The sequence below is a fragment of the Xylophilus sp. GW821-FHT01B05 genome, assembly GCA_038961845.1.
Taxonomy (GTDB): Bacteria; Pseudomonadota; Gammaproteobacteria; order Burkholderiales; family Burkholderiaceae_C; genus Xylophilus.
This window is the reverse complement of record CP152408.1, coordinates 4,147,282-4,164,578: the sequence shown is the minus strand read 5'-3', so window position 1 is coordinate 4,164,578 and position 17,297 is coordinate 4,147,282. Positions and strand designations below refer to the sequence as shown.

The 17,297-nt window shown below is 66.5% G+C and carries 15 protein-coding genes; 11 read left to right on the top strand and 4 right to left on the bottom strand.

Annotated elements, in window-relative coordinates:
* Window positions 1-31: 31 nt before the first annotated feature.
* Together AAFF27_19350 and AAFF27_19345 are read right to left on the bottom strand one after the other, a co-directional pair.
* On the bottom strand, window positions 32-1,156 hold the full coding sequence (locus tag AAFF27_19350; protein XAH22158.1) for a sigma-54 dependent transcriptional regulator: 1,125 nt from the start codon (window positions 1,154-1,156) through the stop codon (window positions 32-34).
* Window positions 1,153-2,340 (bottom strand): acyl-CoA dehydrogenase family protein, encoded by a 1,188-nt coding sequence (locus AAFF27_19345; GenBank protein ID XAH22157.1) that lies wholly within the window; start codon window positions 2,338-2,340, stop codon window positions 1,153-1,155. The genes AAFF27_19350 and AAFF27_19345 overlap by 4 nt, the downstream gene beginning before the upstream one ends.
* A 425-nt stretch (window positions 2,341-2,765) precedes the next feature.
* Between AAFF27_19345 and ssuD the strand changes: the two genes are divergently transcribed.
* The 11 genes from ssuD (at window position 2,766) to AAFF27_19290 (ending at window position 14,930) form a co-directional block, all read left to right on the top strand.
* Window positions 2,766-3,914 (top strand): FMNH2-dependent alkanesulfonate monooxygenase, encoded by a 1,149-nt coding sequence (ssuD, locus tag AAFF27_19340; protein XAH22156.1) that lies wholly within the window; start codon window positions 2,766-2,768, stop codon window positions 3,912-3,914.
* Window positions 3,911-5,101, top strand: coding sequence for an acyl-CoA dehydrogenase family protein (locus tag AAFF27_19335; protein ID XAH22155.1), 1,191 nt, complete (start codon window positions 3,911-3,913; stop codon window positions 5,099-5,101). The genes ssuD and AAFF27_19335 overlap by 4 nt, the downstream gene beginning before the upstream one ends.
* 554 nt (window positions 5,102-5,655) lie before the next feature.
* Window positions 5,656-6,237: an FMN reductase gene (gene msuE, locus AAFF27_19330; protein ID XAH22154.1), complete on the top strand. Its 582-nt coding sequence runs from the start codon at window positions 5,656-5,658 to the stop codon at window positions 6,235-6,237.
* Window positions 6,238-6,273: 36 nt separating this feature from the next.
* On the top strand, window positions 6,274-7,401 hold the full coding sequence (gene sfnG, locus AAFF27_19325; GenBank protein ID XAH22153.1) for a dimethylsulfone monooxygenase SfnG: 1,128 nt from the start codon (window positions 6,274-6,276) through the stop codon (window positions 7,399-7,401).
* A gap of 14 nt (window positions 7,402-7,415) precedes the next feature.
* The gene (locus tag AAFF27_19320) at window positions 7,416-8,327 is read left to right on the top strand and encodes an ABC transporter ATP-binding protein (GenBank protein XAH22152.1); all 912 of its coding nucleotides are present in this window, start codon (window positions 7,416-7,418) and stop codon (window positions 8,325-8,327) included.
* Window positions 8,327-9,217 (top strand): branched-chain amino acid ABC transporter permease, encoded by an 891-nt coding sequence (locus AAFF27_19315; GenBank protein XAH22151.1) that lies wholly within the window; start codon window positions 8,327-8,329, stop codon window positions 9,215-9,217. The genes AAFF27_19320 and AAFF27_19315 overlap by 1 nt, the downstream gene beginning before the upstream one ends.
* Window position 9,218: 1 nt before the next feature.
* Entirely contained in the window at window positions 9,219-10,232 is a 1,014-nt protein-coding gene (locus AAFF27_19310) for a branched-chain amino acid ABC transporter permease (GenBank protein XAH22150.1), read from the top strand.
* A 59-nt stretch (window positions 10,233-10,291) separates the two neighbouring features.
* Window positions 10,292-11,614 (top strand): ABC transporter substrate-binding protein, encoded by a 1,323-nt coding sequence (locus AAFF27_19305; protein XAH22149.1) that lies wholly within the window; start codon window positions 10,292-10,294, stop codon window positions 11,612-11,614.
* A 42-nt stretch (window positions 11,615-11,656) separates the two neighbouring features.
* A complete protein-coding gene (locus AAFF27_19300) occupies window positions 11,657-12,916 on the top strand; it encodes an SfnB family sulfur acquisition oxidoreductase (GenBank protein XAH22148.1) in 1,260 nt (419 codons plus the stop codon).
* 280 nt (window positions 12,917-13,196) lie between these two features.
* Complete coding sequence (locus tag AAFF27_19295) at window positions 13,197-13,955, top strand: ABC transporter ATP-binding protein (GenBank protein XAH22147.1); 759 nt, start codon at window positions 13,197-13,199, stop codon at window positions 13,953-13,955.
* Between the two features lie 174 nt (window positions 13,956-14,129).
* Window positions 14,130-14,930: a plasmid replication/partition related protein gene (locus AAFF27_19290; protein ID XAH22146.1), complete on the top strand. Its 801-nt coding sequence runs from the start codon at window positions 14,130-14,132 to the stop codon at window positions 14,928-14,930.
* Window positions 14,931-14,967: 37 nt separating this feature from the next.
* Here the strand turns inward: AAFF27_19290 and AAFF27_19285 are convergent, their stop codons facing one another.
* Entirely contained in the window at window positions 14,968-16,092 is a 1,125-nt protein-coding gene (locus AAFF27_19285; protein XAH22145.1) for an FAD-dependent monooxygenase, read from the bottom strand.
* Window positions 16,089-17,270, bottom strand: a complete 1,182-nt coding sequence (locus AAFF27_19280; GenBank protein XAH22144.1) for an MFS transporter — start codon at window positions 17,268-17,270, stop codon at window positions 16,089-16,091. The genes AAFF27_19285 and AAFF27_19280 overlap by 4 nt, the downstream gene beginning before the upstream one ends.
* Window positions 17,271-17,297 lie beyond the last annotated feature (27 nt).

The window sequence follows — 17,297 nt, the reverse complement described above, 5'->3', positions numbered from 1 at the left end:
GCCAGACGCACCACCAACATTCCCAATAGGATCATTTCAGCGCCGATATTTCGCGGCTTTTGATGAGGCGCGAACGCAGGATGTTGCGGCTGATGCCCAGCAGCTTGGCGGCCTGCACTTGGTTGCGGTGGCAGAACTCGAAGGCGGTGCGCATCACGGTTTCCTCGATCTTGTCGAACAGGTCGGCGGGCGACTCATTGAACAGATCGCGCAGTACCGCCTCCAGCGCCTGCTGCGGCGTGTCTTGCGCGGGCGGCGCGTCGTCAGGGCTGCGGCGCTGCACCAGCAGGGACGACATCTGCAGGTCGGCGGCGTGCAGCACATCGTCGCGGGCGATCAGCAGCGCGTGGTGGATGACGTTCTCCAGCTCGCGGATATTGCCGGGCCAGGTGTGCTCGCGCAGCTTGCGCTCGGCCTCGGCGTCCAGCCGCACCGCGCCGTAGCCCAGGCGCTGGCGGTACTCATCGATGAAATGGCGCGCCAGTGGCAGGATGTCGCCGGGGCGGTCGCGCAGGGTGGGCAGCGCCAGATGCACCACGTGCAGGCGGTAGAACAGGTCCTCGCGGAAGTGGCCGGCGGCCACCGCGTCTTGCAGGCGCACGTTGGTGGCGGCGATCACGCGCACGTCAATGGGCACGCTCTTGCGCGAGCCCAGGCGCACCACCTCGCGCTCTTGCAGCACGCGCAGCAGCTTGACCTGGATCGACAGCGGCAGGTCGCCGATCTCGTCGAGGAACAAGGTGCCGCCGTTGGCCGCCTCGAACCAGCCGGTCTTGGCCGTGAAGGCGCCGGTGAAGGCGCCTTTCTCGTGGCCGAACAGTTCGCTCTCGACCAGGTTCTCTGAGAAGGCGCCGCAGTTCACTGCCACGAAGGGCTTGCCGCTGCGGCGGCTCAGGTCGTGCACATGGCGCGCGATCAGTTCCTTGCCGGTGCCGGTCTCGCCAATGATGAGCACGCTGGCGTCGCTGGGCGCCACCATGCGGATGCGCTCCAGCAGGGCGAGCGAGCGCGGGTCTTCGAACACCTGGGCGGTGGCGCGGATCGAGGTGGTGAGCTTGCGCGGCTCGGGCAGGGTCAGCAGGCGCGGCGCGTCCCAGGCCGGGCCGGGCACATCGATTGCGGGCAGCGCGTGCAGGTGGTGTGGCTGGAAGGTCATGAGTAGAAGCTCGGAACGGGGTATTGCTGCTTGAGGGCCCACTCGCCGATCTCGCGCAGCTTGTAGGCCACCGGGTCGTGCAGGGTCTGGGTGCGCAGGTTGCGCCAGTGGCGGTCCAGCCGCAGGCCGCCGTGCGTGGCGCGCGCGCCGGCCACATCGAACATGCGCGTACAGATGTCCAGCCCGGTGTTGGTGGCCGCGACCTTGGCCGTGGCCACGGCCAGGGCGACGTCGCCGCGCTCGTCGGCGCCCAGCGCCGGGCCGCGTTGCCAGGCCGCATCGAGCCGGTCGGCCGCGCGGTCGGCCAGCACGCGCACGCCCTCCAGTCCCACCCAGAAGTCGCCGTAGTGGCCGAGCACGTAAGGGTCTTGGTCCATCTGCGCCACCTTGGCTGCGTGCCAGGGGCGTGACTCGTGCAGCGTGTAGTGCCGCGCATCGTTAAAGGCCGCCTCGGCAATGCCCAGGTAGATATTGGCCAGCACCAGCTGCGCTATCAGCGGCCGCAGGCAGGAGAAGGGCGTGGACAGCGGGCCCGGGTCGGCCAGCACCTCGTGCTGCTCGACCCGCACCTTCTCGAAGGTGACGCTGCCGCTGTCGGTCTGGCGCTGGCCGATGTTGTTCCAGTCGGGCGCCACGAAGATGCCAGATCTGCCGGTGGGCACTGCCGCGACGATGAAGGCGCCGCTGCCTTCCTCAACCGCCGAGGCGATCAGCATCTCGGAATCCAGTGCGCCTGAGCAAAAGCTTTTCTGGCCGGTGAATTCGCGCCAGCCGCCGTGCGCGCTGGACACGGTGCGGTCGTCCAGCGGGTTCAGCGCATTGCCCCAGAACCAGCGGCGGCGCGCGGTCTGCTCGAACCACGGCTGCCATTGCGCGGGCTGCGCAAACAGGCGCACCGTGGCCAGCATCAGGTGGTGAAAGCCAAACACATGCGCAAGAGAGCTGTCGGCCTGCGCCAGCAGGCGCACCACATCCAGCGTCTGCCGCCAGTCGGCGCCGCCGCCGCCAAACTCGGTGGGAATGCTGAGCGCCAGCAGGCCGCTGGCGCGCAAGGCATCGCGCTCGGCCTTGGGCGTGCCGCCGCGCTCGTCACGCTCGACGGCGGTGGCGGCAAAGCGCTGCATCAGGTCTTGCGCGATGTCGTGTGCGGATTCGGGCGGGGGAAGGGAGAGGACAGAGCTCATACGGTTTGGCGTTTAAAGAGATAACCGTTCGCCTTGAGCTTGTCGAAAGGCTTCTCCTGAGCTCGTCGAAGGAAGCTTGTCGAACGGCGCCCTGGCTTCGACAAGCTCAGCCCGAACGGTTCTTTCCGAATAAACGCAACTTGTTATCACACGGGGCCCTGGTGGATGTGCAGCAGGCTTGCTGCTCTGCCAGCATGTTGATGCCATGGCAGCAGCGATTCAACGACGCGATCGGCATATCGATTCTTGGTTTGCTTCCATGGCAGCAAATGTGTCTGCGTGCTGTGCTGTATGCAGCACGGGTGGTGATGGGTTGCTGCTGCAGCAGCAATTCACGCGCCGTTTGCGCCGTTTGTGCAGGCAAGGCCATTGGCACGCTAACTGCTGAACCCTGCCCCTGACGACCTGCAATGCCAAGGCACCCCATGCAACTTTTCTGGTTTCTTCCCACGCACGGCGACAGCCGCTACCTGGGCACATCGCACGGCGCGCGCACCGTGAGCCACCACTACCTGCGGCAGGTGGCGCAGGCGGCAGACGAGCTGGGTTACGAGGGCGTGCTGATCCCCACCGGCCGCTCTTGCGAGGACTCGTGGGTGGTGGCGTCGGCGCTGGCAACGCAGACCGAGCGGCTCAAGTTTTTGGTGGCGATCCGGCCCGGCATCATCTCGCCCACCGTGTCTGCGCGGCAGGCCGCCACGCTGGACCGCTTCTCTGATGGCCGCCTGCTGATCAACGTGGTGACCGGCGGCGACCCGGATGAGCAGCATGGCGACGGCAGCTTTCTGACGCATGCCGAGCGCTATGAAGTCACGGATGAATTCCTGCGCATCTGGCGCGGCGTGGCGGCCGGCGAGACGGTCAACTTCAGCGGCAAGCACCTGCGCGTGGAGAACGCCAAGACGCTCTACCCACCGGTACAAAAGCCGTATCCGCCGCTGTGGTTTGGTGGATCGTCAGAGGCGGCCATTGAGCTGGCGGGCGAGCAGGTCGATGTCTACCTGACCTGGGGCGAGCCGCCCGCAGACGTGGCCGACAAGATCGCCAAGGCGCGCGCCGCCGCCGCCAGGCATGGGCGCACGCTGCGCTTTGGCATACGCCTGCATGTGATCGTGCGCGAGACCAGCGAGGCGGCCTGGCGTGCGGCGGATGAGCTTATTTCCTACGTGACCGACGACACCATTGCCGCTGCGCAAAAGGCCTTCTCGCGCTTCGATTCCGTGGGCCAACAGCGCATGGCGGCATTGCACGGCGGCCGGCGCGACAAGCTGGAGGTGTCGCCCAATCTGTGGGCCGGCGTGGGCCTGGTGCGCGGCGGCGCGGGCACGGCGCTGGTGGGCAGCCCGGAAGAGGTGGCGGCACGCATCAAGGAATACGCGGCGCTGGGCGTGGAGACCTTCATCTTCTCTGGTTACCCGCACCTGGAAGAAGCCTACCGCGTGGCCGAGCTGCTGTTTCCGCTGCTGCCGCTGGACCATGTGCGACCACCGGGCCAGGCCAACATCACCGGGCCGTTTGGCGAGGTCATTGCCAATGACATCGTGCCGCCGGCGCGCCAGAAGGCTGCTGCATGAAGCACTTCCAGTCCGAGGCCGGCGCCGGCCCGCTGCCCTGGCAGGACGCGGTGCAGGGGCTGACCCAGGCGCTGGCCGCCACGGCCGTGGCGCGCGACCAGCGCGGCGGTACGGCCAAGACCGAGCGCGATCTGCTGCGCCACAGCGGCCTGCTGGGCCTGAGCATTCCGGCGGCGCTGGGCGGCCTGGGTGCCAGCTGGCAGCAGACGCTGGACGTGGTGCGCGGCTTTGCGCGGGTAGATAGCTCGGTCGCGCATCTGTTCGCCTTCCACCACCTGCTGCTGGCCACCACGCAACTGTTTGGCCAGCGCGCGCAGTGGCAGCCCTGGATAGAGCAGACGCTGGCGCAGCGCTGGTTCTGGGGCAATGCGCTGAACCCGCTGGACAAATCCACGCGCGCCGAGCCGCTGGGTGATGGCTACATCTTCTCCGGCCGCAAAAGCTTTTGCTCGGGCGCGAGCGATTCCGACATGCTGGTGGCCTCTGCGCTGGACCCTGCCGGCAAGCTGCTGATCGGCATCGTGCCCACGCACCGCGCCGGCATCCGCGTGCTGGACGACTGGGACAACATGGGCCAGCGCCAGACCGACAGCGGCAGCGTGCTGTTCGAGCAGGTAGAGGTCGCCGCGCACGAGCTGCTGACCGACCCCGGACCGCTGTCTACCCCCTTCGCCTGTTTGCGCCCATTGCTGGCGCAACTGATCCTGGCCAATATCTACCAGGGCCTGGGCGAGGGCGCGCTGGCCGAGGCGCGTGCCTTCACGCAGCAGCAGGGCCGGCCGTGGATGGCATCGACTGCGGCCAGCGCTAACGAAGATCCGTACGTCCTCACGCATTACGGTGACTTCTGGCTGGCGCTGGAGGGCTCGCGTGCGTTGTTGGTTCAGGCTGCTGCGGCCTTTGACCAGGCTTGGTTGCGCGGCACGGTCTTGAGTGAGGCCGAGCGCGGTGCGGTGGCTATCGCGGTGGCTGCAGCCAAGGTTGCGACCACGCGCGCCAGCCTGGAGGTGGTGCACCGGATGTTTGAGGTCACCGGTGCGCGGGCGACTACGGCTGCGCTGCGGCTGGATCGCTACTGGCGCAATCTGCGCGTGCACACGCTGCACGATCCGGTGGATTACAAGGTGCGCGAGTTGGGTGAGTGGGCGCTCAATGGGCGTGTGCCTGCTCCTAGCTTTTATTCCTAGCTTGTCTGGTTCGGGAGCGATCACGCCGACGGCGCGTTCTGCTCCGCGAATGTCCCCCGGCCTTCGGCCTCCTCCTTGATTTCGCTGCGCAGAACACGCCATCGACGCGATCGATGGGCGCTCTGCTTGAGCGGTTGGAACTGGCGCCGCGCTCGTTGTGCGAAGGGCGCCGGGTGCTTCCCGTAGCGAAATAAAGGAGGAGCCGAAGGCGGGGGACATTCGCGGAGGGGAGTACCCGGCGTCCTTCGCACCGTCACCTGCCAACGCAAATCCTTTCTTGGCCTGGCAGTCCTGCTGCACATGCAGCAACTTTTTCACCCGATTGCTGCCTGGCGTTCATCTGATCGCCGCATACCGATGTACCCCGGGCGACTAAGGCCGCAGCGCTGCTGATGGATCAGCAACCGACCCGCAGCCTGCTGCCGATTCAGCATGCGCGGCAATGGCTGTTTTTCTCTAAGCCATTGATTCAAAAGAGAAAACAAAGTGGCACGCCATTCGCATATATGCAGCGCGCCGCGAACCGATCGCAGCTTTCAAACAGAGGTATCAACATGAGTCGAAAACTGAAAGTCGTTGCCGTCTCCGGCAGCCTGCAACGCCCCTCGCGCACGCTGGTGCTGGTGGAGCAACTTCTGGCCGCGCTGGGTGATGCGCTGCCGATTGACGTTCACCTGATCGAGCTGGGCGACATCGGCCCGCAGTTTGCGGGCACGCTGTACCGCAGCCAACTGCCGGCAGCGGTCGAGGCCCAGGTGGCGGCCATCGAATCTGCCGACCTGCTGCTGGTCGCCAGCCCGGTGTATCGCGGTTCTTACACGGGGCTGTTCAAGCACCTGTTTGACTTTGTTCACCACGAGGCCCTCACTAACAAGCCGGTGCTGCTTGCGGCCACGGGCGGCAGCGACCGCCATGCGCTGGTGATCGACCACCAGTTGCGCCCGCTGTTCAGCTTCTTCCAGGCGCTCACCTTGCCCATAGGCGTGTACGCGGTCGAGAAAGACTTCGACGGCTACGAGATCGCCAGCCCCGCGCTGCGTGAGCGCATCGCGCTGGCGGCTGAGCGCGCCGTGCCGCACCTGCGCAATGCCGCGCCCGCCATTCGCAAGCCCGTGCCTGTTGCACTGGCCGCCTGAAACAAGTCCGTTCCATCGTTCACACAGGAGCCTCCCATGAGCCAAGCATCGCCCACGCCCGCCGCCGTCAAGTTCGCCTACTGGGTGCCCAATGTCAGTGGCGGCCTGGTGGTCAGCACCATCGAGCAACGCACCGACTGGAGCCTTGAGTACAACCAGCGCCTGGCATTGGCGGCAGAGAAGGCCGGCTTTGAATACGCGCTGAGCCAGATCCGCTTCACGGCGGGCTATGGCGCGGAGTACCAGCACGAGTCGGTCTCTTTCAGCCAGGCGCTGCTGCATGCCACCACCAAGCTCAAGGTGCTGGCCGCCATCCTGCCCGGCCCGTGGAACCCGGCCGTGGTGGCCAAGCAGATCGCCACCATCGACCACATCTCCAACGGCCGCATTGCCATCAACGTGGTGAGCGGCTGGTTCAAGGGCGAGTTCCAGGCCATTGGCGAGCCGTGGCTGGAGCATGACGAGCGCTATCGCCGCTCCAACGAATTCATCCGCGCGCTCAAGGGCATCTGGACGCAGGACAACTTCACCTTCAAGGGCGACTTCTATCGCTTCAGCGACTACACGCTGAGCCCGAAGCCGGTGCAAAAGCCCCACCCCGAAATCTTCCAAGGTGGCAGCTCGCGTGCCGCACGCGACAACGCGGCCAGCGTGTCGGATTGGTACTTCACCAACGGCAACACGCCCGAGGGCCTGAAGGCGCAGATCGACGACATCCAGGCCAAGGCCGCGCAGAACGGCCACACGGTGCGCATCGGCGTGAACGCGTTCGTCATCGCCCGCGACACCGAAGAGGAAGCCAAGGCCGTGCTGGCCGACATCATCAAGCACGCACACGTCGAGGCGGTGCACGCCTTCGGCGATGCGGCCAAGCAGGCCGGCAAGTCTTCGCCCGAAGGTGAGGGCAACTGGGCCAAGTCCACCTTCGAAGACCTCGTGCAGTACAACGACGGCTTCCGCACCAACCTCATCGGCACGCCGCAACAGATTGCCGAGCGCATCGTGGCGCTCAAGGCCATCGGCGTCGACCTCGTCCTGACGGGCTTCCTGCACTTCATCGAGGAGGTGGAGTACTTCGGCGAGAAGGTGCTGCCGCTGGTGCGTGAGCTGGAAGCCGCACAGGCCCAGCAGCGCGAGCCCGCCGCCCTCGAAGCCGTGGCCTGAGCGCGGAGCCGACCATGCCCAGCGCCACCCTGGATGCCGCACCGCCGCTGGCGGCCCGGCGCAGCCTTGAGCCGCCCGCGCGTGCGCGCGGCGGTTTCTCGCCCAATGCGCGCACGGCGGATGCCGCTGCCGCGCCGGTGCTGCGGCTGGCCGGTATCGACCTGTCTTTTGGTGGCGTGACCGCGCTGGCGGGCGTGGACCTGTCGATTGCCGCAGGCGAGATCCGCGCGGTGATTGGCCCCAACGGCGCGGGCAAGAGTTCGCTGGTCAACATCATCAGCGGCTTGTACCGGCCCGACCGTGGCCGGGTCTGGATCGGCGGGCAGGACTTTGCCCAGGTACCGACCGCAAAGCTGGCGCGCCTGGGCGTGGCACGCACCTTCCAGAACCTGGCGCTGTTCAAGGGCCTGAGCGTGCACGACAACATCGTGATTGGCCGGGTTGATGCCGGCCGCGCCAGCTTTGTGGAGCAACTGATTGGCCTGGGCCGCGCACGCCGCGAGCGGCTGGACGCAGAGGCGCGGGCCGACGCCATCATCAACTTTCTGGGCCTGCAAAGCGTGCGCGAGCGGCTGGCCGGCACCTTGCCCTACGGCCTGCAAAAGCGCGTGGAACTGGCCCGCGCGCTGGTGGCACGGCCCCGGCTGCTGCTGCTGGACGAGCCCATGGCCGGCATGACCGTGACCGAGAAGAGCGAGATGGCGCACTTCGTGCGCGCCGCGCGCGATGAGTTCGGCACCACCATCCTGCTGATAGAGCACGACATTGGCGTGGTGCTGGGCCTGTCGGACCGCGTGGCGGTGCTGGACTACGGCCGCAAGATTGCAGACGGCACGCCGGCCGAGGTACGCGCCGACCCCGCCGTGATCGACGCCTATTTGGGCGTGGCCCATGAAGGCGCAGAAAACGAAGAGGGCGGCCGCTGATGGAAGACTTTTCTTTCTTCCTTGAGGTGCTGATCGGCGGCTTGCTGTCGGGCGTGATGTATTCGCTGGTGGCCATTGGCTTTGTGCTGATCTACAAGACCTCGGGCGTGCTCAACTTTGCGCAGGGCGCGCAGTTGCTGTTTGCGGCGCTGACCTTTGTCAGCCTGGTCGAGCGCGGCCTGCCTTTTGCGCTGGCGTTGTTGCTGACCTTTGCGCTGATGCTGCTGCTGGGCCTGGCGATAGAGCGCGTGGTGCTGCGGCCGCTGGTGAACCAGCCGCCCATCACGCTGTTCATGGCGACGCTGGGGCTGTCCTATGTGATCGAAGGCGTGGCGCAGCTGCTGTGGGGCACCCAGGTGCATGCGCTGGAGCTGGGCATATCGGATGCGCCGCTGGATTTCTTCGGCATCCTGGTGTCGAGCTTTGATCTGTTTGCCGCCGCCACTGCCGGCCTGATGGTGGCGCTGCTGGCGGCCTTCTTCCGCTACACCCGCGTGGGGCTGGCCTTTCGCGCGGTGGCCGACGACAGCTTTGCGGCCATTGCGGTGGGCCTGCGCCTGCCGCGCATCTGGGCCACGGTATGGGCCACGGCCGGCGTGATCGCACTGGTGGCCGGCCTGCTGTGGGGCGCGCGGCTGGGCGTGCAGTTCTCGCTGTCGCTGGTGGTGCTCAAGGCGCTGCCGGTGCTGGTGCTGGGCGGCTTCGATTCCATCCTGGGCGCCATCGTGGGTGGCCTGCTGATCGGCGCGCTGGAGAAGCTGGCCGAGGTCTACCTGGGCCCCTATGTGGGCGGTGGCATCGAGAGCTGGTTTGCCTATGTGGCAGCGCTGGCTTTTCTGCTGGTACGCCCGCGTGGGCTGTTCGGGCAGAAATTGGTGGAGAGAGCCTGACATGAGTCTCAACCCCACGCTGCGCGCACCGCTGGCCGTACTGGCCATTGCCTTCGGTGTCGTGCCCTTCGTCGCCACGGGCTACTGGTTCGATGCCATCCTGACACCCTTTCTTGCGCTGTCCCTGGCGGCGGTGGGGCTCAACCTGCTGACGGGCTATGCGGGCCAGTTGTCGCTGGGCACGGCGGCCTTCATGGCGGTGGGCGCGTTTGCCGCCTACAACTTCAATCTGCGGCTGCCGGGCTTGCCCTTGCTGGCCAGCATCGTGCTGGCGGGCCTGGCGGCCACGGCCATTGGAGTGGTGTTTGGCCTGCCCAGCCTGCGGTTGCGCGGCTTCTACCTGGCGGTCTCGACGCTGGCCGCGCAGTTCTTTGTGCAGTGGGCGCTGACCAAGTTCAGCTGGTTCAGCAACGACAGCGCGTCGGGCGTGATCGATGCGCCGCCGCTGGCCGTGGGCGGCTATGTTTTTGAGACGCCGGTGGCGCGCTACCTGTTTGCGCTGGGCATCGTCACGGTGCTGACCGCACTGGCCTGGCGGCTGGTGCAGACGCAGACCGGGCGCAACTTCATCGCCGTGCGCGACAACGAACTGGCCGCGCGCGTGATCGGCGTGCCGGTGCTGCGCACCAAGCTGCTGGCGTTTGCGGTGTCGTCCTTCATCGTGGGCGTGGCCGGCGTGCTGTGGGGCTTTGTCTATCTGCGCACGGTGGAGCCCGCAGGCTTCAACCTGGACCGCTCGTTTCAGATCCTGTTCATCATCATCATCGGTGGCCTGGGCACCATCCGCGGGGCGTTTCTGGGGGCCGCGCTGATCGTGGTGTTCCCGCTGCTGCTCTCGCGCCTGGGCAGCTTCCTGCTGGGCGGCTGGTTTGACTCCGGCGTGCTCGACATGAGCCAGCGCATCGTGCTGGGCGCACTGATCCTGTTCTTCCTGATCGCAGAGCCGCAAGGCCTGGCCGCGCTGTGGACGCGGCTGCGATCAAGGCTTGGGCCGCGGCAAGCGCGCGCAGCCTGAGCAAAGCGTTTTCCCGTCACGACTCCCATCACAACATTCCATCCAGAGGGTTTTCAACCATGTCATTGCTCAAGACATTACGCATCGCGGCCGTAGCCGCCACCCTGGCCGCAGGCGGCCTGCAGTTCGCGCATGCCGACGGCAACGAACAGTTCTTCCCGCTGCAGAGCTACCGCGTGGGGCCTTACGCGGCGGGCGGCACCGGGTTCTTCGGCGGCTTTATTGACTACCTGAACCTGGTCAACACGCGTGACGGCGGCGTGGGCGGCGTCAAGCTGACCTGGGAAGAGGGCGAAACCCAGTACGAGGTGGAGCGCGGCGTAGAGGTGTATGAGCGCCTCAAGCAGCGCCCCGGCATCGCCGCCTGGAACCCGCTGTCGGTGGGCATCGCCTACGCGCTGATCGACCGTGTCACGGCCGACAAGGTGCCGCTGCTGACCATCAACCACGGCCGCACCGACACCACCGATGGCCGCGTGTTCAAGTACGTCTTCCCGCTGCTGCTCAACCCCTATAGCGAGACCTCGGGCATCGTCAACTACATCGGCGGCAAAGAGGGCGGCATCGACAAGCTCAAGGGCAAGAAGATCGTGGTGCTGTACCACGGCTCGCCCTACGGCAAAGAGACGATCCCGATCTATGAGCTGCTGGCCAAGAAGTACGGCTTCACGGTGCAGCAGATCGAGGTGCCGCACCCGGGCAACGAGCAGCAGTCGCAGTGGCTGACCATCCGCCGTGCCAAGCCCGATTACGTGGTGCTGCGCGGCTGGGGCGTGATGAACCCGGTGGCGCTCAAGACCGCGCAAAAAACCGGCTTCCCGGTGGACCACATCATTGGCAACGTCTGGTCCAACTCGGAAGAAGACGTGATCCCGGCCGGCGACGCCGCCAAGGGCTACGTGGCCATCACCACCGTGGCGGCCGGCGCGCAATACCCGGTGCTGCAGGACATCACCAAGACCGTCTACGGCGCCGGCAAGGGCAACCTGCAGGACCCCAAGCGCATTGGCAGCGTCTATCACAACCTGGGTGTGCTCAACGGCATCTTGAACGTGGAAGCGATCCGCATCGCGCAGGCCAAGTTTGGCAAGCGCACGCTCACCGGCGATGAAGTGCGCTGGGGCTTCGAGAACCTGAAGATCGATGAGGCGCGCGCCGCCGCGCTCGGTGCCAAGGGCCTGTTCCATTCGATCAACGTGACCTGGGACAACCATGAAGGCGACGGCCGCGTGGCCTTCCAGCAGTGGGACGGCAGCAAGTGGAACGTGGTGTCTGACTGGATCGCACCGGATTGGAAGCTGCTGCGGCCGATCATTGAGAAATCCTCGCTGGCCTATGCGAAGGAAAAGAACATCAAGGTGCGTAAAAGCATTGATGACTGACGGTTTGCCGACCTCTAACTCTCGCTATTGAAAGGTACTTTGATGTCCGCTGTTCTCCAACCCTCCGTACCCACCCAGTCCGCCGCCAACGACGCGGTGCCCGGCCTGCCGCGCGCGGCCCAGCCGGCCCATGTGATCCGCGACGACGCAGAGGCGATTGCCGTGGCGCACGCGCTGGCCGCCAAGCTGATCGTTGGCGCCTCTGAGCGCGACCGTCTGCGCCGCTGGCCGGTGGAAGAGATAGATGCCTATTCGCAAAGCGGCCTGTGGGCCATCAACGTGCCCAAGGCCTTTGGCGGGGCAGAGGTGTCTTACGCCACGCTGGCCGAGGTGATCGCGATCATCTCGGCGGCAGACCCGTCGCTGGGCCAGATCACGCAGAACCACCTGGGCTTTGTGGCCGCGGTGCGCACGGTGTCGGATGCGGCGCAGCAGAAGCTGTTCTTTGCCGACTTCTTGCGCGGCGTGCGCTGGGGCAATGCGTTTTCTGAATCGGGCTCCAAGCGCGCCGCTGATTTCGAGACGCGCTTTGTCGATGCGGGCGACCATGTCGTGGTCACCGGCAAGAAGTTCTATTCCACCGGCGCGCTGCTGGCGCACTACGTGCCCATCGTCGCCAATGACGAGCAGGGCCGTACCTGGTATGTGGTGGCCGAGCGCAATGCGCCGGGCCTGACCGTGATCGATGACTGGTCGGCCTTTGGCCAGCGCACCACGCTCAGCGGCACGGTGCTGATCGACCAGGTGAAGGTACCCAAGACGCATTTGATCCCGGCCTGGAAGGGCTACGACACCCCCTCGGCCGATGGCGCGATCTTCCAGATCATCCAGGCGGCTGTCGATGTGGGCATTGCGCGCGGCACCATCGCCGAGACGCAGGACTTCATCCGCACCAAGACCCGCCCGTGGATCGACAGCCAGCTTGACCATGCCTGGGAAGACCCGTACTCGATCCAGGCGATTGGCGACCTGCAGATTCGCCTGCATGCGAGCGAGGCGATCCTGGAGCGCGCTGGCCGCGCCATCGACCGTGCGGTGGCCGCACCCACGGCCGACAGCGTTGCCGCCGCACAGATCGCCGTGGCCGAGTCCAAGGTGCTGTCCACCGAGATCGCCATCCTGGCCACCAACAAGCTGTTTGAGCTGGCCGGTACGCGCTCCACCTTGGGCCAGTACAACCTGGACCGCCATTGGCGCAATGCGCGTACGCACACGCTGCATGACCCGGTGCGGTGGAAGTACGCGATTGTGGGGAACTACTTCTTGAACGGTGTGAAGCCGCCGTTCCATGCCTGGAGCTAGGTCCTTCAGTGCGCGATCACGCCGACGGGGCGCCTTGCTCCGCGAATGTCCCCCGGCCTGCGGCCTCCTCCTTTATTTCGCTACGCAAGGCACCCCGCCGTCATGATCGTTCAGCGCCGCAGTTAGGCCGCCAGCACAGGCGCGGCGCTCACAGTGCATGGGGTGCCGGGTGCTCCCCGCAGCGAAATAAAGGAGGAGCCGAAGGCGGGGGACATTCGCGGAGGGGAGTACCCGGTGGCCCGTGCACGCGCACAGCCCCACGCCAACTGGAAACCAGGACATGACACATCCCCTGTTGCACATAGACGCCATCGAAGCCGTCTACCAACACTCCATCGTGGCCTTGCACGGCGTGAGCCTGGAAGTGCGCGCGGGTGAAATCCACGCGCTGCTAGGCGCCAATGGCGCGGGCAAATCGACCACGCTGAAAGCCGTATCCAACCTGCTGCCAGCCGAGCGCGGGCAGGTGACGGCCGGGCGCATCGTCTTCGACGGGCATGAGGTGGCGCGCACCAGCCCGGCCGATCTGGTGCGGCTGGGCCTGGTGCAGGTGCTGGAAGGGCGCCACTGCTTTCGCAGCCTGACGGTGGAAGAGAACCTGCTGACCGGCGCGCTTGGCCGCAGCGCACGGCGGGCGGAGGCGGCAGCGGACCTGGCGCGCGTCTACGCCATCTTCCCGCGCCTGCAAGACAAGCGCCGCACACTCGCCGGCCTGGCCTCGGGTGGCGAGCAGCAGATGACGGCCATCGGCCGCGCCTTGATGTCGCGGCCCCGCCTGCTGGTGCTGGACGAGCCCTCGATGGGGCTTGCGCCTTTGGTGGTGCGCGACATCTTCGAGCAACTGCGGCGGCTCAACCGTGAAGAGGGCCTGTCCATTCTGGTGGCCGAGCAAAACTCCACCGTCGCCTTGCAGTACGCAGACCGCGCCACGGTGCTGGAGGCGGGCGTCGCGGTGCTGAATGGGTCAGCGGCCGAACTGCGGCAACGGGTGGATATCCAGGAGGTTTACTTTGGGCAGGGCGTGGGGGTTGCGGGATAGGGCGGTTTTTGGTGAAAAGTGCCGTTAGCCCAGCTGCTGCCTGGGATATTAGCTATATGTTTAATAGCGTTTGGGCCCGACCAGGTGCCGGGGGCAGGGCCGGTGGCCTCAAAGCCCATGAAGGGGATGGCTCTAGAATCCCGCCCCTTTGCCTGCCTCCCAAACCTCGCGCCCATGAACATCGTCGTCAACGAAGAACTCAAAGCCTATATCGACCCGCTGACCCCGGATGAACACGAGGCGCTGGAGCGCAGCATCCTGGCCGAGGGCTGCCGTGATGCACTGGTGCTGTGGGGCGAGGTGCTGGTGGACGGCCACAACCGCTACGGCATTTGCCAGAAGCACGGCCTGCCGTTCCAGACGGTGCAGAACACGCGCTTTCAGTCCATGGAAGACGTGCACCTGTGGATGATCGACCAGCACCTGGGGCGGCGCAGCGTGTCGGACTTCCAGCGCGGCGTGCTGGCGCTGCGCAAGAAAGAGATCGTGAATGAGCGCCGCGCCCGTGTGCCGGCACCTGCCGCCGTGGATGCACCGCCGGCGCCGGCCGAGGCGGGTCTGCCGCCCTCCGAAACCCTGAACAGCCGCGAGGCCATCGCCAAGGCCGCGCGCCTCAGCAGCAGCCAGGTGGTGATGATCGAGAAGATCCAGAAGCAGGCCGCGCCCGAGCTGGTGGCGGCCGTCAAGTCCGGCACCATCTCCATCAATGCTGCCGCTGCCGTGGCCAGCCTGCCGGCCGAAGAGCAAAGGGCGGCAGCCATCGCCGGCAAGGACGAACTGAAGCAAGCCGCCAAGCGCGTGCGCGACGCCAAGCGCAAACCGCGCGAGGAGCCGGCGGCGCAGCAGCAAGAAGAGCAGGGCGCAGAGCCCGCCGACAGCCTGCAGGCGCTGCGCCAGCGCGTGGCCGAGCTGACGGTCGAGAACGAAGCCCTGCGCCGCCAAGTGTCCGAGCTGCAGGCGGAACTGGCCGGCTAGCAGGCAGCCCATGGGGCTGGATGGTCACGGCGCCCGATCAGGCCGTTGCTGCATAGCGCAGATAGTCGGCGCTGATCCGCTCTGAATGGGTGACCAGCGCTTGGGTAAAGGGCAATCGCGCCGCTTCATAGCGGGCCAGAACGGAGGGGATGGACTCGCTCGCAGGCCGCTCTGCCAGCATCCGAGCCAGCACCGCCGCATCTTCCATCCCGGTCACAAAGCCGCGCCCGGTCATCGGGGATACGACATGGGCGGCATCACCTACGATGGCCAATGCGCCGCGTGCCAGGCGCTCGGGTTTGTATTCGGCGATCGGGGCGCCGCTCAGGGCGTCTGTCGAACGCACCCCGGCAGTCACTGCCTCCGCCCATGTCTGTGGCCACAACTGCGGGATGAGCGCAAGCAGCTCTGCGCGGACTGCTTCGTCAATCGTCCCCCGCCCGAGCGTGCCCACGATGTAGCCATCCGCCGACAGGCGGTGGGTGCGGCGCAGCAAGGCCTCCCGGTGTACGTCGAACCATGCGAAGGTGATCTGGCGCCGCCCGGCTTCCACCGACCCATCGCGGCCGGGCAGCGCCGCGGCCACCAGGCGGTATCCGTCCACCAGCTCAATCCATAAACCACCGTTCGATGGCCAGGGCACGGGGCGCGCCAGCGCCTGTTCATCGACCAGCCCGCGCCACACCACATAGCCGGCATAGCGGGCAAATGGAGCCTCTGGCGCAATCGCCCGGCGGACAGTGCTGTGATAGCCGTCCGCGCCAATCACCGCAGCGGCAAGGCTCTGCGTGCCGTCTGCGAAAAAGAGTTGCGCACGCTCGCCCAGGTCTGCGACCGATGTGACGGCCCGGCCTGCTTCGAGCGTGATGCCGGGTGTTGCGGCGGCCCGGTCATGCAGCCAGGCATACAGCGCCGGCCAGGTTGTCAGGTTGCGATCCCGATAGGCAGGCACCATGGGCAGTGCCAGATGCTTGCGCGGATCGTGGCCAACCGTCGCTGCAAGCGCGGCAAAGTCGATGTTCAGGCTGTCGCCGCCGAGCACGCGCCGGGCAGATCGCTCCAGCACACGCACAGGCACACCTCGGGCGGCGCAGGCCAGCGCCAGCGTGAGGCCGGCCAGCGAGCCGCCAACGATCACGATCTGCGGGGGCGTGGTGTTCATGGCAACTGCTTTGCAACCGGGGCCAGGGGCGCGCGGCCAGGCTGGCGCTGGAGCAGCAGCACGGCCAGCAGGCCCAGGCCCGATGTCACGGCCCCCGCCACGGCAACGATGGGGTAGTGCAAGCCCGCGGCGATGACCGCACCACCCAGCGCCGCGCCGGTCGCGTTGCCCAGGTTGAAGGCGCCGATGTTCACCGAGGACGCGAGGTTTGGGGCGCCCTCAGCCGCAGCCATGACGCGCATCTGCAGCGGCGGCATCAGGGCGAAGCTGGCCACGCCCCACAGGAACACGAGCACTGCCGTCGGCAAGGTATAGGGCATGAAGATGGCCAGGAGCACGAGCGAGATCGAGAGCGCGGCAAGCGACACCATCAGCGTGCGGTCTGGATAGCGGTCTGTGAAGCGTCCGCCGATCCAGTTGCCGACGGTAAGGCCCACGCCATAGGTGACCAGCATGGCCGTCACGAAGGATGTCGATGCACCGGTCTCGAGGCGCAGGATGGGGACGATGTAGGTGAACACCGTGAACATGGCGCTGGAGCTGAGCACCGTCAGCCCGAGCGCGATCCAGACAGGGCGGCGTGCCAGCACGCGCAGTTCGGCATAGGCATTGCTGGCCGCCGGGGCGGGGATGGCGGGCAGCGTCTTCCACAGCGCCAGCATGGTGAAGACGCCTATCCCGCCGATGCCCCAGAACGCGGCGCGCCAGCCCAGCGCCTCTCCGGCCCACGTCGCCAGCGGCACGCCGACCACGTTGGCAATGGTCAGCCCCATGAACATCGCCGATATCGCCGCTGCCCGCCGCTGCGGCGGGACCAGGCCGGCCGCCACCACCGAACCCACGCCAAAGAACGCGCCATGGTTGAGCGAGGTGATCACGCGGGAGACGAGCAGCATGGCGTAGCCGCCGGAGATCGCCGAGAGCAGGTTGCCGAGCGTGAAGATGGCGGCCAGCCCGATCAGCAGCGCGCGCCTGGGCACGCGGGCCGTCATCAGCGTCATGAGGGGCGCACCGATCATCACGCCCAAGGCGTAGGCGCTGATCAATATGCCGGCGGAGGGAATGGAAACGCCAAGGTCATGCGCGATCAGCGGCAACATGCCCATGGGGGCGAACTCGGTCACGCCAATGCCAAAGGCACCTGCGGCCAGTGCCAGGATGGCGGCTTTCGGTTTCATCAAATTTCTCCTACTGTGTGCGACCGG